This is a genomic window from Flavimaribacter sediminis, assembly GCF_019492055.1.
In the GTDB taxonomy this organism is placed as follows: Bacteria; Pseudomonadota; Alphaproteobacteria; order Rhizobiales; family Rhizobiaceae; genus Flavimaribacter; species Flavimaribacter sediminis.
Genome location: NZ_JAICBX010000002.1, coordinates 107,274 through 130,522 on the forward strand (window position 1 = coordinate 107,274; position 23,249 = coordinate 130,522).

Annotated in this window: 21 protein-coding genes and 2 pseudogenes; 11 read left to right on the forward strand and 12 right to left on the reverse strand. The window is 61.2% G+C overall.

The window, feature by feature from the left end; genetic code table 11:
- The first annotated feature begins 333 nt into the window (after nt 1-333).
- The 3 genes from K1W69_RS08730 (at nt 334) to K1W69_RS08740 (ending at nt 2,537) form a co-directional block, all read left to right on the forward strand.
- Nucleotides 334-906 carry a DUF502 domain-containing protein gene (locus K1W69_RS08730; protein ID WP_220227993.1) on the forward strand — a complete coding sequence of 191 codons (573 nt, stop codon included), beginning with the start codon at nt 334-336 and terminating at the stop codon, nt 904-906.
- A gap of 73 nt (nt 907-979) precedes the next feature.
- Nucleotides 980-1,591 carry an HdeD family acid-resistance protein gene (locus K1W69_RS08735; RefSeq protein ID WP_220227994.1) on the forward strand — a complete coding sequence of 204 codons (612 nt, stop codon included), beginning with the start codon at nt 980-982 and terminating at the stop codon, nt 1,589-1,591.
- Between the two features lie 100 nt (nt 1,592-1,691).
- Complete coding sequence (locus tag K1W69_RS08740; RefSeq protein WP_220227995.1) at nt 1,692-2,537, forward strand: sterol desaturase family protein; 846 nt, start codon at nt 1,692-1,694, stop codon at nt 2,535-2,537.
- A 5-nt stretch (nt 2,538-2,542) separates the two neighbouring features.
- Here the strand turns inward: K1W69_RS08740 and K1W69_RS08745 are convergent, their stop codons facing one another.
- Entirely contained in the window at nt 2,543-2,725 is a 183-nt protein-coding gene (locus tag K1W69_RS08745) for a hypothetical protein (RefSeq protein ID WP_220229387.1), read from the reverse strand.
- 4 nt (nt 2,726-2,729) lie between these two features.
- Between K1W69_RS08745 and K1W69_RS08750 the strand changes: the two are divergent.
- A pseudogene (locus tag K1W69_RS08750) lies at nt 2,730-2,987 on the forward strand (helix-turn-helix domain-containing protein); the annotation flags it as partial.
- A 20-nt stretch (nt 2,988-3,007) separates the two neighbouring features.
- On the opposite strand, the gene K1W69_RS08755 reads toward K1W69_RS08750, so the two are convergent.
- The 5 genes from K1W69_RS08755 to K1W69_RS08775 form a co-directional block, all read right to left on the reverse strand.
- A complete protein-coding gene (locus K1W69_RS08755) occupies nt 3,008-3,958 on the reverse strand; it encodes an ABC transporter permease (RefSeq protein ID WP_220227996.1) in 951 nt (316 codons plus the stop codon).
- A gap of 6 nt (nt 3,959-3,964) precedes the next feature.
- Nucleotides 3,965-5,011 (reverse strand): ABC transporter permease, encoded by a 1,047-nt coding sequence (locus K1W69_RS08760; protein WP_220227997.1) that lies wholly within the window; start codon nt 5,009-5,011, stop codon nt 3,965-3,967.
- On the reverse strand, nt 5,011-6,534 hold the full coding sequence (locus tag K1W69_RS08765) for a sugar ABC transporter ATP-binding protein (RefSeq protein WP_220227998.1): 1,524 nt from the start codon (nt 6,532-6,534) through the stop codon (nt 5,011-5,013). Before K1W69_RS08765 ends, K1W69_RS08760 begins: the two co-directional genes overlap by 1 nt.
- An 84-nt stretch (nt 6,535-6,618) precedes the next feature.
- The gene (locus K1W69_RS08770) at nt 6,619-7,758 is read right to left on the reverse strand and encodes a sugar ABC transporter substrate-binding protein (protein WP_258570956.1); all 1,140 of its coding nucleotides are present in this window, start codon (nt 7,756-7,758) and stop codon (nt 6,619-6,621) included.
- A 90-nt stretch (nt 7,759-7,848) separates the two neighbouring features.
- Entirely contained in the window at nt 7,849-8,583 is a 735-nt protein-coding gene (locus tag K1W69_RS08775; RefSeq protein ID WP_220227999.1) for a FadR/GntR family transcriptional regulator, read from the reverse strand.
- A 428-nt stretch (nt 8,584-9,011) separates the two neighbouring features.
- Here K1W69_RS08775 and K1W69_RS08780 point away from each other — a divergent pair.
- Nucleotides 9,012-9,161, forward strand: a pseudogene (locus tag K1W69_RS08780) (helix-turn-helix domain-containing protein); the annotation flags it as partial.
- 210 nt (nt 9,162-9,371) lie between these two features.
- Here K1W69_RS08780 and K1W69_RS08785 read toward each other — a convergent pair.
- Genes K1W69_RS08785 through K1W69_RS08805 form a run of 5 tightly spaced genes read right to left on the reverse strand, consistent with a single transcriptional unit; the run spans nt 9,372 to nt 15,367 of the window.
- Nucleotides 9,372-10,112: a maleylpyruvate isomerase N-terminal domain-containing protein gene (locus tag K1W69_RS08785; protein ID WP_220228001.1), complete on the reverse strand. Its 741-nt coding sequence runs from the start codon at nt 10,110-10,112 to the stop codon at nt 9,372-9,374.
- Complete coding sequence (locus K1W69_RS08790) at nt 10,109-11,215, reverse strand: cupin domain-containing protein (RefSeq protein WP_258570958.1); 1,107 nt, start codon at nt 11,213-11,215, stop codon at nt 10,109-10,111. Before K1W69_RS08790 ends, K1W69_RS08785 begins: the two co-directional genes overlap by 4 nt.
- Before the next feature lie 37 nt (nt 11,216-11,252).
- Nucleotides 11,253-11,900 carry a maleylacetoacetate isomerase gene (gene maiA / locus K1W69_RS08795; protein ID WP_220228002.1) on the reverse strand — a complete coding sequence of 216 codons (648 nt, stop codon included), beginning with the start codon at nt 11,898-11,900 and terminating at the stop codon, nt 11,253-11,255.
- 15 nt (nt 11,901-11,915) lie between these two features.
- Entirely contained in the window at nt 11,916-12,611 is a 696-nt protein-coding gene (locus tag K1W69_RS08800; RefSeq protein WP_220228003.1) for a fumarylacetoacetate hydrolase family protein, read from the reverse strand.
- Nucleotides 12,612-12,634: 23 nt separating this feature from the next.
- Nucleotides 12,635-15,367 (reverse strand): benzoate-CoA ligase family protein, encoded by a 2,733-nt coding sequence (locus tag K1W69_RS08805; protein ID WP_220228004.1) that lies wholly within the window; start codon nt 15,365-15,367, stop codon nt 12,635-12,637.
- 84 nt (nt 15,368-15,451) lie between these two features.
- Here K1W69_RS08805 and K1W69_RS08810 point away from each other — a divergent pair, with 84 nt between their 5' ends.
- From K1W69_RS08810 to K1W69_RS08820, 3 genes are read left to right on the forward strand one after another with little or no spacing between them, the layout of a single operon-like run.
- Nucleotides 15,452-15,868 (forward strand): acyl-CoA thioesterase, encoded by a 417-nt coding sequence (locus tag K1W69_RS08810; protein ID WP_220228005.1) that lies wholly within the window; start codon nt 15,452-15,454, stop codon nt 15,866-15,868.
- Nucleotides 15,858-16,697, forward strand: a complete 840-nt coding sequence (locus tag K1W69_RS08815; protein ID WP_220228006.1) for an IclR family transcriptional regulator — start codon at nt 15,858-15,860, stop codon at nt 16,695-16,697. The genes K1W69_RS08810 and K1W69_RS08815 overlap by 11 nt, the downstream gene beginning before the upstream one ends.
- Nucleotides 16,694-18,220 (forward strand): bifunctional aminoglycoside phosphotransferase/ATP-binding protein, encoded by a 1,527-nt coding sequence (locus K1W69_RS08820; protein WP_220228007.1) that lies wholly within the window; start codon nt 16,694-16,696, stop codon nt 18,218-18,220. Before K1W69_RS08815 ends, K1W69_RS08820 begins: the two co-directional genes overlap by 4 nt.
- A 47-nt stretch (nt 18,221-18,267) precedes the next feature.
- Here the strand turns inward: K1W69_RS08820 and K1W69_RS08825 are convergent, their stop codons facing one another.
- Nucleotides 18,268-19,218, reverse strand: coding sequence for a 3-hydroxyacyl-CoA dehydrogenase NAD-binding domain-containing protein (locus K1W69_RS08825; protein WP_220228008.1), 951 nt, complete (start codon nt 19,216-19,218; stop codon nt 18,268-18,270).
- Between the two features lie 265 nt (nt 19,219-19,483).
- Here K1W69_RS08825 and K1W69_RS08830 point away from each other — a divergent pair, with 265 nt between their 5' ends.
- The 3 genes from K1W69_RS08830 to dctP all read left to right on the forward strand — a co-directional run bounded on the left by K1W69_RS08830 (nt 19,484) and on the right by dctP (nt 23,220).
- On the forward strand, nt 19,484-21,184 hold the full coding sequence (locus tag K1W69_RS08830; protein WP_220228009.1) for a thiamine pyrophosphate-binding protein: 1,701 nt from the start codon (nt 19,484-19,486) through the stop codon (nt 21,182-21,184).
- Between the two features lie 43 nt (nt 21,185-21,227).
- Nucleotides 21,228-22,046 (forward strand): IclR family transcriptional regulator, encoded by an 819-nt coding sequence (locus K1W69_RS08835; protein WP_220228010.1) that lies wholly within the window; start codon nt 21,228-21,230, stop codon nt 22,044-22,046.
- A gap of 154 nt (nt 22,047-22,200) precedes the next feature.
- On the forward strand, nt 22,201-23,220 hold the full coding sequence (dctP, locus tag K1W69_RS08840; protein ID WP_220228011.1) for a TRAP transporter substrate-binding protein DctP: 1,020 nt from the start codon (nt 22,201-22,203) through the stop codon (nt 23,218-23,220).
- The last annotated feature ends 29 nt before the right edge of the window (nt 23,221-23,249 follow it).

Genomic DNA, 23,249 nt, shown 5'->3' on the forward strand with positions numbered 1-23,249 from the left:
TGCTACAAAATCTCGGCTTGAGGCGGAGCGGCAACTGGACGCAGGAAGGCCGTAAACGCAGATTCCCGAAACAAAGCCAGATTGCGCGCGAAACCGGATTCACATTAAAACCTCAGGAATCTCGAATTCCCGAAACAAAGCCAGAATCTTAAATACATCAACGATTACATATATTTAAAAGTTTATTTCTGTGATTTCGTGCTAATCGGACGTAGAATCTGCAGTCGAAGTACGGCTCAGCAGACTTTCTGATCCTTATACTCTAAACTCCAGCTGCCAAATCCAGTAAGGTCTGCAAATTACGGCCATCAACTATTGAGGGCGCCAACAAAAATGTTCCGATTCATCAAGACAACCATCCTCGGCGGCGTTCTGTTTCTCATTCCCGGCGTGTTGCTTATCGTCATCTTCCAGCATGCCCATCGCATCATTACCAAAGTGGCCGGCCCCATCATCGCGAGCCTGCCTTTCGAACGTGTCTTCGGCATCGCCGTCAACGACCTCTTGTCGATCATCGTGCTGCTCTTGATCTGCTTTCTTGCTGGATTGATCGCCATGACGCCCATCGCCTCGCGGACGGCTTCCGTGGTGGAGAGAATGTTTCTGTCCAAAGTCCCGGTCTACGACGTCGCCAAGATCAAGCTGACGACGCCGCTGCGCTTCGAAGGCGAAGGCAGCCTTCCCACACTGCTCGTCCGTTTCGACGACCAGTGGCAGATCGGCCTCGAGATCGAACGCAAGGACGACAAGGTCGTCGTCTATATACCCGGCGCGCCCGATCCCTGGGCCGGAGCCGTTTCCATCGTTACGGAAGATCGTGTTACACTCTTGCCGGCCGGGACACAGGACACGATGATCACGTTCAAGCAACTCGGCAAAGGGACAGGCAAGTTGTTGTCCACCTGATGCGCGGATAATCAGATTCGGATATCCTGCGCAGGGCCAGAGCAATCAGACACAGACAGGCAAGGAGCAAGCGATGACAGATCCGGTTTCCGGCGGCGGCAGACGAGGCGAGTTTGTCGACAACAGCCGCGAGGTCATCAGCGAGACCATGGGCGAGTTGTGGTGGACGTTCCTGATGCGCGGGGTGCTCGCCGCCATCCTCGGCGTGATCGCCCTGTTCTGGCCAACGGAAAGCATTTCGATCCTCCTGCGTATCGCCGGCATATTCCTGATCATCGACGGCGCCGTCGCTCTGTTCGGGTTTCGCAAGAAAGCAGGAAGCCAGGCCGAAACCGTATCCGGAGTGGTGTCCGCGCTTCTGGGCGTGCTGCTGCTTATCCTGCCCACGACGTCCGCGCGCTTCGTCTTCATCGTCATCGGCGTATGGGCCCTGGTTCGCGGACTGGTCTATCTCGTCGCCTGGTGGCAAAGCCCCGGGTCCGATCCCTCGCGCAACGGCGCCCGCAACGCCGGCATAGTCGCCGTCCTCGCCGGTCTCGTGCTGATCTTCTGGCCCGGAACAGGTCTCGTGGCGATCGGATGGGTGATTGCGATCGCCGCCTTCGTCATCGCTGCGGTCATGTTCTTCCTCGCCTCCCGTTTCAAGCGCGTGCGCGACCGGGTGGGCATGAAGACGGTCAACTGAGAGCCCGGCGCCGCCTCGACCAACAAGGGCATGATGTCGCAAGAAAAATTCGCGCAGCCGCCCTATAATAAGGGTGACCGAAGCCTACGCGAGTTCTGACATGACCGACGCCCTGCTGACGAACGAAGCCGCCATCCGCGCGGCGTCCTTTGTAGGCGTCCTTGTTGTCATGGCGCTGTGGGAAGTCGCCGCCCCGCGTCGAAGGCGCGAGATTCCGCGCCTTCTGCGTTGGAGCAACAATCTCGGGGTTGTCGTGCTCGACACGCTGCTTGTTCGGGTGACCTTTCCGATCATCGCCGTCGGGCTCGCCCTGATCGCGCAGGACAAGGGCTGGGGCCTCTTCAATATCCTGGACATTCCGGGATGGACGGCGTTTATCCTTGCCGTGCTTGCTCTCGACCTCGCGATCTATCTCCAGCATGTCATGTTCCACGCCGTGCCGACGCTTTGGCGCCTCCATCGCATGCATCACGCCGATCTCGAATTCGACGTAACCACGGGCCTGCGGTTTCATCCGGTCGAAATCCTGCTGTCCATGGGCGTCAAGCTGATGGTCGTTGCGGCTCTGGGACCGCCGGCGGTCGCCGTGCTCGTCTTCGAGGTGCTCCTGAACGCCACAGCCATGTTCAACCATTCAAATATTCGCATCCCGAAGGCAATTGATCGCGTCCTGCGGCTCTTCGTCGTCACGCCGGACATGCACCGCGTGCATCATTCGATCCATCCGAGCGAGACCAATTCGAATTTCGGCTTCAATCTTCCCTGGTGGGACCGCCTCCTTGGCACCTACAAGGCGCAGCCGCGCGACGGCCATCGCGGAATGACCATCGGCATCGAACAGTTTCGCTCGCGACGCGATCTCTGGCTCGACCGCATGCTGATCCAGCCGCTGCGGGGTCCTGCGAGCGGCTATGCGATCAATCGCAAAAGAAAAGGGCGCGAATAGGTCCACTACTTCTGCCGTCCGGTGAGCGGGATCGCCAGAGGCGCGCCGTCGACAGGACAAGTGACGATCGCCACGCGCACCCCGAACACCGCCCCGATCGTTACCTTGTTGACCAACTCTTCCGGCGATCCATGGATTGCCCAGAGCCGGTAATCCTCCTGGTCGAAGGAGTTCATGGAGGCAGGCAAGAAGCGCATTCCTGACGAGATCCGGCGACAGATCGTCGATTTGGCACTGGAAGAGCCGGAAGTCTCGCCACGGGAACTGGCGGTCAGGTTCACCGACACAAAACGATACTTCGTTTCGAAAGCCAGTGTTTACGGGCTGTTGGAGGCGTATGACCTCATCACCAGCCCGGCCTTTTTGGTGATCAAGGCAGCTGACGAGTTCAGCGACAAGTCCTCCGCGCCCAACCAGCTCTGGCAAACGGACTTTGCCTGTCTCAAGGTCTCGACCGGCATTAGGTTTCGTCAGGATGTGACGCGCTGGTTGCGCCCGTAAACGAGCAGCATGGCGATGATGACCGTGCCGTAGATGATCTGGCGGCCGGCTTCCGGCATCTGCATGATTGAGAGCACGGAGTTCAGCAAGACGATCAGAACGACTCCGATCAGAGTACCGACATACCGGCCCCTGCCTCCAAGAATGTGCGTGCCGCCGAGGACGACGGCGGCTATCGCCGGCAAAAGAAACGCGTTGCCCATACCCTGGTAGGCCTTTGCGGAATATCCGGCGAGCAGCACGCCGGCGATGGAGGCGCAAAGGCTCGACATCATGAAAGCGCCCATGGTGACGAAACGGGTGCGGATGCCCGACAGGTAAGCGGCCCGTTCGCTTGATCCGGTCGCGTATATAGACCGACCGAAGCCGGTTCGGGTCAGCACGATGATTATGACGAGGGAAACCGCGGCCCAAACATATATCGCTACGGGAATGCCGAGTATCCGCTCCTTGGAAAGGAACAGCATCAGCGGCGTTGCGGTATCCTGCGGAGCGAACCCGCCGGTCTGCGCAACCATCAGCCCGCGCAGCACCGTATCGACACCCAGCGTGAATATCATGGACGGAATGCGCAGGAAAGCGACTCCGAAGCCGTTCAGCGCACCGACGGCGATGCCGACGGCGAGTGCTGTGGGCAGCGCCATTTCTCCGCCGACTGCGGTGGCGGTCATTGCCGCGGCGGTAAGCGTCCAGGGAATCGACAGATCTATATGGCCGAGCAGGATGACCATCATCATGCCCGCAGCGCAGATGCCGAGAAACGACCCGGTCTGCAATTGCTGGAGCAGGTAGTTCGGCGAAAGCAGCGGCGCCGCGCCACTCGTCGACAGCGTGTAGGCGGTGCCCGCCAGAAGGATCACGACAACGAAGAACGACGCGATCACGATGGGCTTGTTTTCGTTCGACACGGAAATGCGCATGATGACCTACCTGAAGAGATCCAGTTTGTTCCTGACCCGTATCGTGCGGATAGCGCCGAAGGACACAGCGACGAGCAATACGATGCCCTCGATCAGGGGCTGCAGCAGCGGGTCGATGTCAAGAATACGGAAATAGAAGGAGATAACACGCAATATGCACGCGCCGATGAGGCTGGCGATCGCGCCGCCTACGCCACCGAGCAGCGACGTGCCGCCCAGCACGACGGCCGCGATCGAGTTCAGCGTGTAGGCGCCGGCCTGCTGGAGGTCGGCATTGCCCGACGAGGTCTGGATTGCGAGATAAAGGCCGCCGCAGGCGGCGAAGAAACCGCCCAGCGTGAACGCCGCGATACGCGCACGGTCAATAGGCAATCCCGACATGAAGGCCGCCCCTTCGGCCGAGCCGATGGCGTAGACAGTGCGTCCCGTCACGGTGCGCTTGAACGGCAACCAGACGCAGACCGCGACCAGAACGACCAGCAAAAAAGGCACCGGAATGTCGACGAACGGCTGCAGCCACCATGCATCCCCGCCGTCAGCGAGCCCGTAAGTATCGGCAAAATCCCAGACGGAATTTGTCAGCGCCCAGCCCAGGTCGCCGTCGACATCGCCGCCGGGCTTGGGTCGCACGATCAGCGCGAGGCCGATTGCGATCGCACCGGTGGCGAGCGTTGCGATGATCGGCTGGATGCGCCCGTAGACGACAATGCAGCCGTTCAGCGCGCCGAACGCCGTTCCAGTTGCGAGCGTCGCCAGCATGCCGAAAACGATCTCGCCCGGCGTCCCATTCACGAGCACCGAGGCGACGCAGTTGCACAGCGTCATGACCGCCCCGACCGAGAGGTCCAGTCCGCCGAGCAGGACCGGCAGTGTTTGCGCCATGGCGACGAAAGCGATCGCCGCCGCCTCGTTGGTGTTCTGCACCGCGACCGCTGTGGAGAAGCCGCGCGGGTGCATGAAATTGTAAGCGACATACAGCGCAATCAGCAGGAGAGACGCGGTGACGACACCGAGATTCTGACTGAAATAGCGCATCAGGGTCGACTTGTGCATTACGCCGCCTCGACGTCGATGTTGAGCGACGCGGCGACGAGGCTTTCCTCGGTAATCTCGTCACCCTGTTTTTCGGCGACAACCCGGCCGGAGTAGAGGACGGAGACACGGTCGCAGCAACCGATCAGTTCCGCGTAATCTGACGAATAGAAGAGAACCGCCTTGCCCGCATTGGCGAGGTCGCGCATCAGCTTGTAGATTTCCTGCTTGGTGCCGACATCGATCCCGCGCGTCGGGTCATTGAGCAGTACGACGTCGGGATCGATCATCAGCCATTTGGCGATAACGACCTTCTGCTGGTTTCCGCCCGACAGGGTCATAACGGGATCAGAGGCTGAACCGGTCTTGATCTGCAGCCGCGAGATGCCCTCCTCGACCGTCTTGCGCGACAGGACCGGGTCGATGAAGGGGCCACGAGAAATGCGCTGGAAGGAAGAGGCGAGCAGATTGTCGGCGATCGGCATCCCGAGCATGAGCCCCTCGGTCTTGCGGTCCTCGGGCACCAGCGCCAACCTCGTCTCGGCGGATTTGGCGGCGGCCGGCGACGACGGGATTCCCTTTTTCCCGCCGATCACGACCTCGCCATCGACATCGCGCAGAACCCCGAACAGCGCCAGAAGCAATTCCTTCTGCCCCTGTCCGTCGAGTCCGCCGAGCCCGACGATCTCGCCGCCATGGACTGACAAGTCGATTCCGTTCAACCGGTTTTGCCAGGACAGCCCGCGAACCCGGAGGAGCGGCTCTCCCCGGCCCGGCAGTGACGGGGCGGGCGGCTTGGGCGGGAATTGTGCTTCGACGTCGCGGCCGATCATCAGATGAACGATTTCGCGCTCCGACTTCTCGCCCTTCGCGAAGGTTTCGATGTGCTGGCCGTTTCTGAACACCGACAGGGTGTCGCAGAGGGCGTCCACTTCGTGCATGCGATGAGAAATAAACAGGCTGGCCACACCCTCCGCCTTCAGCTCGGCAAGCAGGTCGTAGACAGTTTGCACGTCGCGCGAAGTGAGCGCCGAGGTCGCTTCGTCGAGGATAAGAACCTTCGGCGACTTGCCCAGCGCCTTGGCGATTTCCACCATCTGGCGGCGCGAAAGCGAGAGCTCGCGGACCACCGCGTTGGGGTCGACATCCTCGCAACGCACGCGTGCGAGCAGTTCCTCCGCGCGGCGGACCTGTTCGCGCCGGTTGATCAGCCCGAAGCGGCGGGGCGGATGGGAAATCGAAATATTCTCGGCAACCGAGAGGTCGGGAACGAGTGAGAGTTCCTGAAACATGCAGACGATGCCAGCCTCGTTGGCCGATTGAGGCGTGGGAAAGGAGACCGGCTTTCCGTCCAGCAGGATCTCGCCCGCGTCCGGCTGCAACACGCCGGACATGATCTTGATCAGCGTGGACTTACCGGCCCCGTTTTCCCCCAAAACGGCGTGAATGGAGCCGAGCTTGCAGGAAAAGTCGACGCTCTGGAGCGCCCGGATACCGGCAAAATACTTCGATATGCCGCGGTACTCGACGATGGACTCGGTCATACGTCCCCTGTTGCCGGCCATACCGGCTCTAACCTGAGTGGAAACCGTTACGGGCGGCCCTGTTGGGCCGCCCGTATCGCGGGATCAGTTCACGTCGGACTCATCCTGCGACATGATCGCCGGACCGGAGATGTTAACGCCGCAGGGCGGGAACTCGTTGACCGTGAAGAAGTTGTCGGGAAGGTCCGACCAGTAGTTGGCCCCGTCCTCGAGCTCGTCATAGGTGGCGATGGGCAGCGGCACGGAGATCAACTGCGGCATCGCGTTGCCCTCGAGCGCGGAGATGGCGGCCTTGATCGCGATGGCGACGAGGCCCGGCGACTGACCGATGGAAATGCCCTTCAGGCCTTCGTCGGCGTGTTTGGCGACGAGCTTGCGGAAACCGTTCTCGGATTCGCCTGCGACAGGGACCATCGGATGGTCTGTATCCATCATCGCCTGGACGACGCCGGTGGTGCCGCCCTGCGCGAGTATGGCGTCGAACCTGTTGTGAACGGCGATGGCGTCGGCTGTCACCTTCTGTGCAGTGCCGTCATCCCAGTTTCCGACGACCTGGACGATCTCCCAGTCGCCGCCGTCGGCGTCGAAGACTTCATGAATGCCAATCGACCGGTCGCGGTCCACCGAGTTTCCCGGCAAACCGCGCACTTCCAGCAACTTGCCCGAGGTCGTGCCTTCCGCTTTCAGCTGGTCCAGCACGAACTTCGCCCAAGTACGGCCCATTTCGAGCTGGTCCTCGTTGACCTGCATGACTTTGTCGGTATCGAGGACGTTGTCGAACGGCACGATAACCACGTCGTTCTTGTCGGCGAGCCGGATGACGCGGTCAAAGCCGTCCGGGGAAACCGCAATTGTGATGATCGCATCGAAGCCCTGGTTGATGAAGTCTTCGATGGCGCCCAGTTGCGCCGGAGCGTCAGTGCCCGTGGACACCACCTTCAATGTCTCGATCTTGTCCTTGATCGCCGGATCCTCGGCGAAGGCCTTGGCGGTCTTGATCATCTGAATACGCCAGGTGTTGCCGACGAAGCCGTTCACCACGGCGATCTTGTAGGGAGCCTCTTTCGCTTCCCATTGCAGGTAGGTCGTGTCGTCCGACCACGGCGCGAAGCATTCCGGGTTGGCGCCGGGCCCGGCAACGATCTCGGGTCCCGCCAGCGCCAGCTGCGCCGACATCGCGAGCGCGGTAAACGCCGTTGTACATTTCAGAAGATGTCTCATCATATTTCCTCCCTATAATCGCGCCGGTTCCGGTTCCTGTGACGGGTTGGCGCGGCCCGTCTCCACGGTATTTGGGGCACGCCCCAAGGTCCATCAGGCCGTTTCTTCAATCTCCTCATTGAAGTGCTTGAAGCCAACCATCAGATGATTCCTGAGCCTGTATTCGAATGCGAGACGGTCGCGGGCGGCCATCGCGTCTATGACCCCTTCATGCTCGTCAAAGGTTTCTGTCATGAAGGTGCGCCGCGTTTTTCCCTTCTGCATGATGCGCAGAATGATTGGCTTCATCACCGAATAGACGTCCAGGATGGCGTTGTTGCCAAGAATGGAGATCAGGCGCAGGTGAAAAGCGTAGTCCACCTCCGATGCTTCCTGAATATCCCGTATATCCGCCAGGCTCGCATTCCTTTCCCGCAGCTCGTCGATATCTTCATCCCTCAGAACCTCGAAAATCCGGTCGGCGGAACGCACCTCGATCAGGTCGCGGAATGCCTGTACGTCGGCAAAGGATTTGCGCGACACTTCCATCGTGTTGAAGGAAAAGAGCTCGAAGGCGCGGGCCATCCTGTTGTCGGTGATTGTGGCGCCAATCTTCGGACGGACCTCGACCATGCCGTAGGCTTTCATAATGCGCATGGCCTCCCGCACCGTGTTGCGGCTGGCTGCGAAACGGACGCAAAGCTCACGCTCGGTAGGCAGATGGTCGCCGACCTTCAGCCCTTCTTCGACGATCAGTTCGCGTAACTGTCTGACTACGGCGTCGACGGCCGAGCCGGTCTCGGGTGCTGTGTCCGGGGCCATATCGCTGGCGTCTGATTTAGTGGCCATCCTTCCCCTGCAATCCGGTTGCCATCTATTTGTTGGGCCAAGACTCGTAAGGCGATGTCGGCAACTAGTCAACAACCTCTGCAGGTAAAACATCCGCCGGCAGACCAGATTCCCGGCCTCATGGGGAAAATTCCCATATCGGCAATTGTTTTCAGCGCCTCTTCACCAGTCCACTGATTGGCGGTAAATGCTTTTCGGCTTCTATTTGTCCAACCAGACATTCTGATCGAAGTGAACCAACACGGAACTGGACTTCGTACTCGCTGGGTCGTTAAGGGGCCGGATCGTGGGCCCGGCGCTTGGCGACGACGTCAGCCTGCGGGACTTCTAAAGACCCTCGAATACATGCGCGCCGCAAGCTCGACATGATAGTCTTCGGCGAAGATGGCTTCAAACTGAAGGGCCATTCCCCGATGCGCGAGATCAGCCGCGACCCGATGGATCGCTCGATCGACGTTCTGACGAGCTGGTTGCGGCGCAAACTCGGCAAGCACGACGCCGGACCGATATTCAAGACCGTGCGAAACGGCGGATACCAGATGACGGCGCCGGTGCACACGCAGGCTGAAAGCCGATGAAGTTGCTGCGAAACCGCATCACCGCCCTGCTTATCCTGGCGATCGTTTCCGTTATCGGTCTTGCAACCCTGGCCGCGACGCAGGCCTTGCAGCACCCTTTTGCCCGAAGCGACAATGGATCCGACCGCCAAGGCAATCATCGAGCGATTTGGCGGCGCGGTCCGCATCGCCAACCGGTCGGTTTGGCGGCGGTGGCCGCACGCAAGAAAGCTACAAATTCATAAGCCCGACAGGCGATGGCGACATTTCTGAGGAGACGCCGTCTGGTCTGCGGATCCGACGGCCGGACAGCCAAAGGGCGGTTTCGGCAGCTCGGATTACAAAGCGTCGGCCTTCATCCGCAGCGACATCATCATCGCGCGCGCGTTCCGCTGTCAGATCTGCAACGAGGGCTTCGACGAAATCAGGTGGCGCGTCGGTGAGCCGACCGCCCGCGCCGAGATCAATCGCGTGCAGCCAGATGGCTCGCGCGCGCAGCCAGGGGGTGTCGCGGACGGCGATCTCCTGATCTGCGCCATTCGCGACAACCGCCCGCCACTGGGCGTCGTCCAGATCGCGCCACTCGACATTGAGATGGACTTTCGAATGGGCGAACAGGTTTCGCAGCGCGCGGGCCGGCTGCGTCGCGCGGCGCTCGACCTCTGCAATATCGACGCGCATCGGAACAGGCTCCGCGTTCGGCTGCGCCTCGCGCGCACTGGAAACGATCTCGCTTAGCGTGCGCGCGTGGTAGCCGACATGCGCGACGATTTCCCGGCGCAACCTGCCTTCCAGACTGGACGGTCCGTCCAGATCTGCATCGCCCAGACCGTTCAGCAATCTCGCGAAATAGGCTGTGCCCCGCCGCGCCCAGTCGAGATCCCGCGCCGGCGCTGCGGCAGCGTCATAGCGCGCGCCATCGCCCTGACGCTGCCGAAGGGCCTCCCGCGCCTCGTCAAGCGACCGGTTCACCGGTCCGGGGTCTCGACATGGGTGCGCGCGAAATTGAGACGCTCCATGATTGGTGCGTCGGAAAAGCGAAACAGGTCGAACTGCGTTTCCGCCTGAAGGGACCAGCTTATCCATGACGGAATGACGAACAAGTCGCCAATGTCGAGCGTATGCTCGACGCCATCCATGACCACTGCGCCGCTGCCCTCGAATACCTGGAAGACTGTCGAGCCCACCTCGCGACGGGTCGGCGTCGTGCAGCCGGCGCGCAAACGATGGAACTCGCAACGGATCGTCGGCATGACGTCGCCGCCCGTCGTCGGATTGACATAGCGAATGGCCGCGTGGCCCTGCTCGACGGTGGCCGGCTGGCCTTCTTCTTCGAGGAGCAGTTGTTCCGTCAACGCCCGGTCGGTGTATTCCCACCGATAGGCGCCGATCGGCGAACTTACGGTATCCTGCAATCCCGACAGCGGCCGCAGCCCCGGATGGCACCACAGACGCTCGCCCTGCGAGAAGCGCGGCGTTGCGTAGTCCGTCACCCGGTCGGATCCGAATTCAAAGAAGCCAACATCGTTTTGCTGCGAAAACGGAATATCCAGACCGTCGATCCACGCCATCGGCTGGTCGGTGTCGTTGTGGTGCCCATGGAAACACCAGCCCGGCGTCAGCAACAGGTCGCCGCGGCTCATGCGCACCGGATCGCCGTTGACCACGGTCCAGACGCCTTCGCCCTCTACCACGAAACGAAACGCGTTCTGGGAATGGCGATGCTCCGGCGCCGTCTCGCGCGGTCCGAGATACTGGATCGCCGCCCACAATGTCGGGCTCACATAGGCGTGACCGCCAAGCCCGGGATTGGCCAGACCGATCGCCCGGCGCTCGCCGCCTCTGCCGACCGGCACCAGTTCACCGGATTTTTCTGCAAGTGGCAGAAGATCCGACCATTTCCAGAGATGCGGCACGGCGCGCGGTTTCGGGTGGATCGGCATCAGATCGCCGAGCTGGGTCCACAACGGGATAAGATGATGATTCTCGAACCCCTTGTAGAGTTCACGCAAGGCAGGGGTGTCTTCCGGCTGCATGGCGTGTTCGACGGTGTCATGCGTTACGGATTCATTCATTGTGTTCCTCCTTGCTGTTTCGTTTGAAAATAGCGTTTCAGACCGCGTCTGGCTGGTTCGGCGGCGCGGCGTCGCGAAAGGCCGCGATTGCGTCCAGCCTGTTAAAAATGCCGGCGATCGTTGGCCATTGCGCCGTATCGATCGCAAAGCGCCGATTGTTCCACACCTGCGCGTAAAGGCAGATATCGGCAAGGCCCACTTCGTCGCCATGACAGAAATCGCCGGTCTCGCTGTCGCGATCCAGCATGACCTCCAGCGCATCGAAAGTCATCGCGACCCAATGCGTAAACCATTCCTTGTGCGCCGTCTCGTCCGCGCCGAACTTGTCTGTAATATAGCCGAGAACCCGCAAATTGTTCAGCGGATGCACCTCGCAGGCGATCATGTAGGCGATAGCGCGCACCCGCGCCCTGCCGTCCGCGTCCTTCGGCAACAAGGGCGGGTTCGGGTGAACTTCCTCCAGCCATTCCATGATGGCCAGCGACTGGTTCATCACCCTGCCGTCTTCGCGCTCCAGCGACGGAACCAGACCCTGCGGATTGATCGCGAGGTATTTTGCCGTGCGGGTTTCGCCTTTACGCAGGACATAGGCCACGTAATCGTAATCGAGCCCCTTGAGATTGAGCGCGACGCGCAATCGCGTGGAGGTGGAGGAACGAAAGAAATTGTGCAGCGTCAGGGACATGGTTTCACCGGATTACTATTCGGACGGGCCGATCGTCGTCGCAATCTCGCCCAGTCCTGCGATCGACACCGTGCATTGGTCGCCCACCTGAAGCGGTCCGACGCCGGCCGGCGTCCCAGTCATGATGAGATCGCCGGGCTGCAGGCCGATCGAGTGCGACAGAATGGAAATGATCTCCGGAACCGACCAGATTAGTTCGTTCAGATCGGCGTCCTGTTTAACCTCGCCGTTTACGCTGAGACCAATCGCGCCGCTGTCGGGATGTCCGATCTTGGAGACGGGATGAACCGGACCGATGACCGCAGACCGGTCGAAGGCCTTGCCGAAGTCCCAGGGACGTCCCTTGTCGCGCGCAGCCAGTTGCAGATCGCGACGCGTCAGATCGTTTCCGATGGCGTATCCCCAGACATGGGAGAGCGCGTCATCCTCGGAAATGTTGCGGCCGGCCTTGCCGATCGCCACCACAAGCTCGGCCTCGAAGTGGAAATTTTGTGTCTCGGGAGGATAGGCGACGGTCTCACCATCGAGCACCACTGCATCGGCCGGCTTGGAGAAGAAAAACGGCGGCTCGCGATCCGGATCCTTGCCCATTTCACGCGCATGCGCCGCGTAATTGCGGCCGACGCAGAAGATGCGGCGCACCGGCATGAGGTCTTCGCTGTCGGCGATTGCGACAGTCGGAACCGGTAGCGGTTGAAACACATAAGACATCGTTGCTTCCTTCTTTTTGTCTGTTACGCGCCTGTGCGCAGCGCCAGCCGGTCAATCTTTCCGGTGCCGGTCTTCGGCAGTTCATCGATATATTCGAAAATGCGCGGCGACTTGAACGGCGTCAGTTGCTGCTTGACGTATTGGCGCAAGCGCTCTGTCTGCTCTTCGCAATCCCCGCCGGAATTTTTCAGGCGCACCACGGCGCGCAAGGCCATCCGGCGGTCCGGGAGTTCATGCGCCAGGACGGCGCATTCGTGGACGTCCGGATGTTCGTTCAGGCAACGTTCGACCTCTAGCGGCCAGACCCACTGCCCTGAAACCTTGATCAGTTCGTCGGCGCGTCCCTGGAAATAGAAGTAGCCGTCCTTTTCAACGAAGCGGTCGCCGGTGTAGATCCAGTCGCGCCGCATCGTGTCGCGCGTCTTGTCAGGACGGTTCCAGTAGCAGGGCGCGGAGGAATGTCCGCGGACAAACATCACGCCCTCTTCCCCGCTGGCCGCCGCATGTCCATCCGGCGTTTCAAGACGAACCTCATAACCCGGCACACGTTTTCCGGCGGCGCCGATGCGATGGTCGTCGAGCGCGTTCGAGAGATAAATGTGCAGAAGTTCGGTCGAGCCCAGACCTTCGGTCGGGCCATGGCCGGTTTGCGCCTTCCACGCGTTATAGACGTCCTCGGACAATATCTCGGCCGCCGACATCGACTGGCGTAGCGATGACAGGTCGCGTTTTTCAAGCGTCTCGGCCCTCGCCAGCGCCGTATAGAGAGTCGGCAGGCCGAAGAGTACCGTCGGACGCCATGTCTCGATCATTTCGAGCACGTAATCGGGGCGCGGCTGACCCGACGTCAAGAGCGTCGTGGCGCCGACGGAAAACGGGAAGGTGATCGAGTTCCCGAAGCCATAGGCAAAATAGATCTTCGGCACGGAGAAACAGATGTCGTCCGGCCCGATCTGCAAAACGCACCGGCCATAGGAGGCTTGCGTATAGGCCATGTCGTGATGCAGATGGACGACGCCCTTCGGCCGGTCGGTAGAACCCGAAGAGTACATCCAGAATGCCATGTCGTCGGGAGCGGTTTCAGCGCATGCAAGCGTGTCGGCGCTATCGCCGAGGAACGCCTCAGCGGTGATTTGCATCTGACCCGGCGCCTCGCCATTGGCGACGATGATCGTTTCCAGCGTCGTGCCTTCCAGGACCGCGCCGGCGAAGCGGTCAGCCAGCTCCGCCTCGCAGAGCGCGAAACGCGCTTCCGTGTCCTTGAGGAAGTAGTTCAACGTATCGGGTGTTGTCTGTATGTTGAGCAGCACCGGTACGAAGCCGGCGCGCACCGCGCCGAAAAAGGCGGCCGGGTAGACCGGCGTATCGTCGAGAAAGAACGGAATTCTCTCGCCTGGTTTCAGGCCGGCCGCGATAAACGCGTTGCCCCAATTCGACGCTTGAGCGACGAGTTCGCGGTAGGTGAGATTTCCGCCCGGTCCGATCACCGCGAGCTTTTCGGGATTGCGCTCCAGATTGTCCCACAGGATGGACGAGCAGTTGGGATGGGCGTTCTTGTCAAAACCGATTTCCGCAGCGCCCGGCGTGTCGTCGCCAACGGGATCGGCGACATTCGTGGAAGAGTCCGCCATTGCGGCGTCGTAACGCGCCATGAATTGCGGCGCGATCGCCCGAAGCCTTTCCATGTTCACCCGGCCGGATCGCGTCATGTAGTCGAACGCGAAATCGAGCGGCTTCATGTCGATCCTGTCTGCAAAATCGTCATACCATCTGGCGGACGTGTTCGCGGCGTCGACGATCTTGCGCGCAACCGGAAGGCGGGCTTCCTGATAGGCGGCGAGCGCCTCGTCAATATCCTCGTGCGAGGCCAGCGACCGGACGAGCGCGATCGCGTCTTCCATGGCGAGCCGCGTGCCGGAGCCGATCGAGAAATGCGCCGTATGCGCGGCGTCGCCGAGCAGCACGCGCCGGCCGGCCACCCAGTTTTTGCACCAGAGCCGCGGAAAACGACGCCAGGACGATTTGTTGGTGATCAGCGGCGCGCCTTCGAGCACGTCGGAAAACACCTCGCCGCAGATCCTGGCGCTTTGTTCTTCATCCATCGCGTCGAACCCGTAGGCGTTGAACGTCGCGTCGTCGCATTCGACAATGAATGTGCTGAGGTCCGGCGTATACCGGTAATGATGCGCGTTGAACGCGCCTTTGCCCGTCTTCAGGAAGCTCTGCGTCAGCGTATCGAAGGGTCTCGGCGCGCCGAACCACGCGAAGTGGTTGTCGAAATAACCGATCTCCGGCTGGAACTCCGCCTCATGCGAGGTCCTTACGAGGGAATTCAGGCCATCGGCGCCGACGATCAGATCGGCGTCGAGTTCGTCAAGAGACGCGACCTGGTGTGAAAATCGCATCGGAATGCCCAGGGAAGATGCGTGCTTGCGCAGGATTTCGATCAGCTCGAGACGGCCGATTGCGGAAAAGCCAACGCCATCCAGGATCACTTTGTCGCCCGGCAGGTTCAAGGTCATGTTCCGCCAGCGCTCCATATGGGGCGTCACCAGATCATGGATGTCGGCGTCGTCGGCTTTCAGGAAGTCAAGCGCCTGGTCAGAGAACACCACGCCAAATCCGAACGTTGCGCCTTCAGGGTTCTGTTCGGTAACGCGCACGTCGACATCCGGCATCAGGCGGCGCAGCAATATCGCCGTGTACAGACCCGCCGGACCTCCGCCCAGCACCTCGACAGTGGAAAGCCTGCTCATTCTCCTCCCCTTCCCTGTGATAGAGTGTGGAGCGGAAGATACAAATTATTTCACATTATGCAACCACTTCTGTATAGTAAAATAATGACGAAGAAACTTCACTCTATCGAACTGCGGGTCAGCTTTGGCGACTGCGACCCGGCCGGCATTGCCTTCTATCCCAATTTCTACAGCTGGTTTGACCGCACGTTTCATGACTGGCTATGGACATTCGGGGGCCACGACGCTCTTTGCCGCCGTGTGGGCGCGATTGGCATGGGCTTGATGGACGCCTCCGCGCGGTTCTTCAGACCGGTCAAGAACGGCGACCGGCTGACGATCAGCCTCGCCGTCGAGGAGTGGCAGAGCCGAGCTCTCAAGCTGTCCTACGAGGTTCGGGTCGGTGAGGCGCTCATGGCGACTGGTCGCGAAACAAGAGGCCTTTTTGTACAGACTGAAAACGGTATGATCGCAGGAACGCTTGACCAGATTCGCGAACTGACCGACCGCAATGACGCATGACCGACCTGATCTGAAAGAACCCGAATCATCGGGCGGAATTCAATCGCTCGACGCCGCCCTCAGACTGCTGCAGACCATGTCCGGCTACGGCCGCGCTGTCTCGCTGTCGCAGATCGCGCGCGACTGCGGAATGCCGCTCAGCAAGGCGCATCGCTATCTGGCGTCCTTCATCCATGCAGGGATCGTCGAGCAGGCCGGCAGGTCCGGCAAATACGACCTCGGCCGGGGCGCGATACAACTTGGTCTTTCGGCGCTCGCCCGGCACGACTTCGTAAACCGGACCGCCGAAACGCTGCCCGATCTGTGCGAGGAAACCGGCCTGACCGGGCTGCTTTCGGTATGGGGCGATCAAGGAGCCACTGTCGTTCGCTGGGAAAGGACCGCTTCCCCGACTATCACGTCGATGGGGCTCGGCACGACTTTGCCATTGCTGAACTCGGCGACCGGACGCACGTTCCTTGCATGGGCCCCTGCCGCACAGATCCATTCGATGCTTGATTTCGAACTTCGTCAGGCCCGCCGCAATCCCGATATCATCCCGGACCTGACCATCAGCGCGGCCGGCGTCGCGCAATTGCAGAACCAGATCAGAAAGGCGGGATACGCCAGCGTCGACGGCCGGTTCATTCCCGGTCTGGTGGCGATCGCTGCGCCAATTCTCGACTGGCAGAACCAGACCCAGGCCGCGGTCACCCTGATCAGCACAGACGCCACGGTGATCCAGCCCGGATCAGAAACGATAGCAAGGCTGCTCGCCTTCACCGCCGAACACTCCCTGTGCGATGCGTCAGGTGAAGCGACCTCGGATAATGGCGAAAAAGCCGGATGAACGTGGAGCACAAAAGCGCCGCCTCGGTTTTGCTTGGCGACCCGGACTTCCATGGCGTCCGCAAGGACGAAATCGAGGTCATCGAGACACACATCTCCCGCATATTCTTGGCGGGCGACCGAGCCTGGAAGGTGAAGCGGGAAGTCGCTTTGCCCTATGTCGATTTCTCGACGCCGGAGCTTCGGTTCGCAGCCTGTAAAAAGGAAATAGAACTCAACTCCAGAACCGCGCCCGAGCTTTACATCGCTGCGCACCGGATTACCGAAGAAGAGAACGGCATGCCGGCGCTGGACGGCGCGGGCAAACTCCTGGACGGCGTCGTCGAGATGATGCGGTTCGATCAGGACATGCTTCTGGACCGAATGGCGTTGCGCGGCGAACTCACGCCGGGCCTGATCAGCAAGACAGCGCACATGATCGCCGCCTTCCATGGGGAAGCCGCTATCGACTCCACACGCACGGGCAGCGCGATGATGGCGGGCGTTCTCGATATCAACGAGGCGGGCTTTGGGAGGGGACAGCTTTTCGACCCGTCCGACATCGCTTCCCTGAACCGGAAATTTCGCGCTGCGCTGGAAAAGCACGCCGCTCTGCTCGACAGGCGGGGTGAGGGCGGGAAGGTCCGCCATTGCCATGGCGATCTTCATTTGAGAAATATCTGCCTGCTCGATGGCGAGCCACGGCTTTTCGATTGCATCGAGTTCAATGAGGACATCGCGACGGTCGATGTGCTCTACGATCTCGCCTTCCTGCTGATGGACCTCTGGCATCGCGGCTTCGGCGATCTGGCGAACCTTGCGGCCAATCGATATATCGACGAGGCGGAAGACCAGACGGGATTTACGCTTCTGCCATTTTTCATGGCCGTTCGCGCCGCGGTTCGCGCCCATGTCACTGCGACGGCGATCGCGGACAAGGGCGCAGACGACCCGCGCGCCGATGAGGCGATGTCCTATTTCGAACTTGCAGGCCAATTGCTTCAGGACCACCCGCCTCGCCTCGTCACCATCGCCGGCCTGAGCGGTTCGGGAAAGACGACCGTCGCGGAAAAGCTCGCCTCCCGGGTGGGCGCGCCGCCAGGCGCCCGCATCATCGAAAGCGACCGTATCCGCAAGGCGCTTCACGGCGTATCAGCGGAAACACGCCTTCCGGGCGAGGCCTATCGCAGAGAAATTTCCGAGGCGGTTTACCAGGAGATGGCCAGGCGCGCCGGCGTTGTCCTTGGCGAAGGCGGCGCCGTGGTGAGCGACGGCGTATTCGAACGGCCAGCAGATCGCGCGCGCATGGAAGCGGCGGCCCGCGATTGCGGCGTATCATTCACGGGGTTCTGGCTGGAGGCGGATGCAGCGATCCTGCGCCGCCGCGTCGAGGCGCGCCACGGCGGTCCCTCCGACGCTTCGACTGACGTTCTGGCGCATCAGCTCGAACGCGACGTCGATTATTCCGACTGGGTCAGAATCGATGCGGCGCGCGATCTGGATGCGATCGTCGCGGACATTATCGAGCGCCTGACGAGCGCCTGAAAAGCGAACGCCGACAGTCGGATTTCGCCGGTTTTGCGATTGAGACGTCAACTCTTCCCGGCAAGCGCCAGTCGGATTGCAGCCAGACGCTCTGCGCGCTCGCCGGAAAGTTGCGCGATATCAGCACCGCCGCTCGTCTCGTTCATTCCGCTGACGAGCAGCTTCTTCGTCTCGTCATCAAGCTTCGGATCGCCCAGGTCAGCCCATCGCGCCTCCTGAGCCGGTCCGAGATGGTCGAGATAGGCTGCGAGCCCGCCACGGCCGGCGCCGAGATGGTAGTTCAGAAACGGCCCGGCCGTCGCCCATCGCAATCCGGGTCCATGAACGATGGCGCGGTCGACATCCTCGACGCTGGCGACGCCCTCGCTTACGATATGCACTGCTTCCCTGAAAAGCGCCGCGGATAGCCGGTTGGCGATGTGACCCCGCGCGGGAAGACGAATGTGCACGGGCTCCTTGCCAAGCGCGCGGAAAAACCGCCAGGCGAAGTTGATGGCAGGTTTATAGTCTTCTCCGGCCCCGCCGATCTCGACCAGAGGAATGAGATGCGGCGGATTGTAGGGATGGGCGACAATGATTTGTTCCGGCCTCGCTTGTCCTTCGCCAAGTTCCCGGGCGGTAAAGGACGTGGTGCTCGACCCTATGACTGCGTCCTGAGCTGCCGATTCGGCGATTTCAGCCAGCACCCGTGATTTGAGCGGCAGCCTCTCCGGCGCATTCTCCTGAACATAGGCGCATCCGTTCACCGCTTCGCAAAGGCCCGAAAAACACTGCAGCCGGCCGCCGGCGCGACGGGGACCGTCCACCGCTTCGATTTCGGCGATCGCCGTCTCAATTGCCTGAGGCAGTCCGGCGAGCACATCCTGATCGGGATCATGGGCATGGACAAGGTGCCCGCGGTGGACAAACAACGCGGCCCATCCAAGTCCGATGAGCCCTGCGCCGACGATGCCGACCGGATGCGCGCCCGGTGTTTCGATAAGGTGATGGTCGGTCATGTCGTACATCCTTGCGTCGAATCGGAATCGATAGAACGAGTGAAGCGGCTGCGGCGATCGGCGATCGCGGATTTAACATGTTTCTGCAACAACGCCGACCTTTGTTCCCTGCCCGCCAAGCAAACTTGACGCCTGCCCCGGAACACTGCTTCAAGAATCAGGCGCATGATGAGCTTCACGGAGACGGACAATCATCGCCATACCGAATTTGTCCCCGCTTCCCGAACGACCGGGCGGCGCAGGGATCAGCAAGAGGACCCGATTGATGGATCGCACGAATACCGGTCAGACCGAATCCCGCGCCGGGGGAGAGATACTGGTCGATGGATTGCTGGCTCAGGGCGCGGATACGATTTTCGGCGTTCCCGGCGAGAGCTTCCTTGCAGTCCTCGACGCCATTCACGATCGCTCCGACCGGATCCGATTCATCAACTGCCGGCAGGAGGGCGGCGCCGCGTTCATGGCCGACGCCTATGCAAAGATGACGGGTAAACCCGGGCTGTGTCTCGTCACACGGGGTCCGGGCGCCTGCAACGCCAGCATCGGCGTGCACACCGCATGGCAGGATTCCACGCCGATGGTGGTCATGATCGGGCAGATCCCGCACGATCACAAGGAGCGCGAGGCCTTTCAGGAGGTCGAGTACAAATACATGTTCGAACCCTTCGCGAAGTGGATCTGCGAAGTCGACAGCCCGGAGCGGCTGCCGGAACATCTGAGCCACGCCTTTCACCTGGCGCAGGCCGGGCGTCCCGGCCCGGTCGTGCTGGTTCTGCCGGAAGACGTTTTGTCAGGGCATGCGGTCACCGGGGATCTGCCGGCGGCGATCGTTGCTCGTCCGGCGCCGCGCGAGGATGAGCTTGACCGGATTTGCGCCGCGCTGGACGAAGCAGAGCGTCCGCTTTGCATCCTGGGCGGCCCCGGCTGGACGAAAGAAGCCAAACAGTCCTTCGAGAGTTTCGCCGAAGATTACGGCTTGCCCGTTGTGAGCTCGCTTCGATGCCAGGACTATTTCGACAATGCTCATCCCTGCTATGTCGGCGACTTCGGCATCTCCGCCAACGCGGATGTCGTGGCGCGGGTGCGCGACGCCGATCTGTTGCTGGTGATCGGCGCCCGGCTGGGCGATATGACCACGCAAGGCTACACCGCGCCGAAACCGCCCCGCGCGAATCAGTTTCTCATCCATGTGCATCCCGACGCGAACGAATTCGGGCGGGTCTATTACGCGGATCTTCCCGTGGTGGCGAACACGTCCGCATTTGCGCAATGCCTGTCCGGTCGCAAAGCTGCGCCGACGCAAGACCGTCTCGACTGGATCCGCAGCGGGCGGGAGAGCTACGAAGCGCTTCTCACGCCGCCGAAGCAGCCCGGCTCCCTCGACATGGGTCTGGTCATTGATGCGCTGCGGAAACGCCTTCCGGACGATGCGATCATCACCAATGGCGCCGGCAACTACGCCACGTGGATACACAAATTCATGCAGTTTCGGCGTTTTCGTTCGCAACTCGCGCCCACGAGCGGCGCGATGGGATACGGCATTCCGGCGGCGGCCGCCGCCAAGATCGCCGAGCCGGCGCGCAAGGTCGTCAGCTTTGCCGGCGACGGCTGTTTTCAGATGAACGGCCAGGAACTCGGCGTCATGATGCAATACGGCCTCGATCCCCTGATCATTGTCGTCAACAATTCGATTTACGGGACGATACGCATGCATCAGGAGCGGGAATACCCCGAACACGTTTACGGAACGAACCTGACGAACCCGGATTTCACCGCCCTGGCGGCGGCGTACGGGTTTCATTCCGAGGTGCTGGCGCGCAGCGAAGACATCGACGCGGTTCTCGATCGCGCGATGGCGGCCAAAGGCGCGGCCCTGATCGAATGCCGGATCGATCCCGAGGGAATTTCGCCGCGCATGACCATCAGTTCCCTGCGAAAGATGGCGCTGGAACGCCAGGGTCGGTAAAGCAGGAAAGCGTATCGGGGCGGGACAGGCGGAGAAAGAGACATTGAGCATAGCAGCAATAGACCGGTGCCTCACGATCCTCGAGGCGCTTGCCGGCCAAAGGGAACCGGTGGAACTGACCGATCTGGCGGCGCGACTCGGCATGCCGGCGAGCACTGTTCACCGGACGCTGACGACGCTGGCGGACCGGGGATGGGTTACGCAGCCCTCGGATACGCAACGCTATTCGCTGTCGCTGCGAATGAGCACACTGGCTTTCCGCAACCTCGACGCCCGCGCCGTGCCGGATGTCGTGCAGACCCTGCTCGACAAACTCGCCCACGAAACACGCGAATATTGCCGCGTTGCGATTGTCGAAGGCGAGGACCTTGTCTGGGTGGCGCGCGCGCAAGGCGCCGTATCAGGTCTTCGCTACGATCCTGATATGGGGCAGGAAATTGTCCTGCACGCCACGGCGAACGGCAAGGCCTGGCTCGCCACGCTGTCGGACGAGGACGCCGTCCGGATTGTGTCGGCGCGGGGTTTCAAGACGCATCGCCCCCTTGGACCGAACAGCGCGACCAGCGCAGAAGAACTGCTCGAACGTCTGGCGGAAACACGCGCGCGCGGCTTCGCCATCTCGAATGAAGAGGCGGAGGCCGGAGCTTCGGCCGTGGCGGTTCCCTTCTATCGCAGCCCGCAGGAAGGAGCTCCGATAGCCGGCACCTTGAGCGTCGCCGGACCGTCCATGCGGATCACGCCGGATAGCTACGAGGAACTTGCAGATATCCTGCGCCGCGCCGCGATGGAAATATCGGAGATCTGGTCGATCCGCAGCCGGCAGAAAGACTATCAGTGGATCGGCGCCTCCGCGGCGCGATAATTCTGGACCGGATCACCCTGTCATTTCTCGCTGACAAGCCTGTCACGCGGTCGCGCCGGCAATGGCCGACCGTCGCTGCTTGCTCCAATTGACAACAACACATTCAAAAGTTAGAACGTGTGTTCCATTTGAAATAACTGTTCGGGAGGAACCGTTGCGAAAACTATCTCACATAATTGGCGTTACACTGGCCGTTTCGATGGCTGTCGGCACAGCAGCCGCGGAGCCCGTCGTTCTCAAATGGGCGGGTCCGGCGCCGGCCGACGATTCTCAAGTCCTGGCGATCGAGCTGATGGGCGAGTATCTCGAGCGCACGGCGCCCGGCGAATTCGAAATCGAAGTCTATCCCGCCGGCACGCTGGTCAAGCAGTCCGGCGTGTTGCCGTCCCTGCAGACCGGGGCTATTCAGCTCGCCTATGTCAATGCCTTCGACGTCGGATCACAGCTTCCCGAATACGGTCCGCTTACCGCGGCCTATTCCGTCCGCGACCCGCTGCACATGTGCTCGGTGCTGAACGGAGAGATCGGGGCTGAATTCGGCCAGGCGCTGGAAGAAAAAGTCGGCCTGGTTCCGCTTGGAGCTACGCTTTTCGGCATGCGCCATGTCGGTCTGCGCGAGGCCGCAGACGTCGACACGCCGGAAGACCTGTCCGGCGTCAAGCAGAGGGAGCCGGCTTCGGAAGCCTGGCAGATGCAGGGCCGATCGCTGGGCGCCAATCCCACGCCGATGGCGCTTGGCGAACTCTTCCTCGGACTGCAGACCGGCGCCGTCGACGCGCACAGCCTGCCGATACCCTCGAGCTACCGCCTCAAGCTGCACGAGGTTACGGATCAGATCGTGCTGACCAACCACTACGTCAACCACCTTATCCTGGTCGTCGGAAAACCGACGTGGGACCAGCTCGACGATCGTCAGAAAACGCTGCTGCGCGAAGCAGCCGACGTTGCGCGAATCTACAACGATCGCAAGAAGGTGCGCGACGAAACCGAACTCCGGGCCGTCTTCGAGGAAGCCGGCGTCACTTTCACGGAACCCGACATCGAAGCATTTCGCGCGTACGCGGCGAAAGTCTACGCGGAGTCCGATTTTGCAAAGAACTGGCAGGAAGGCCTTGCGGAACGCATCGCCGCCACGCCATCGGACAACCCCGCCTGTTTCCATTTGATGCCCTGATCGCCATTCGGGAGGCCCCGGCCGCCGGG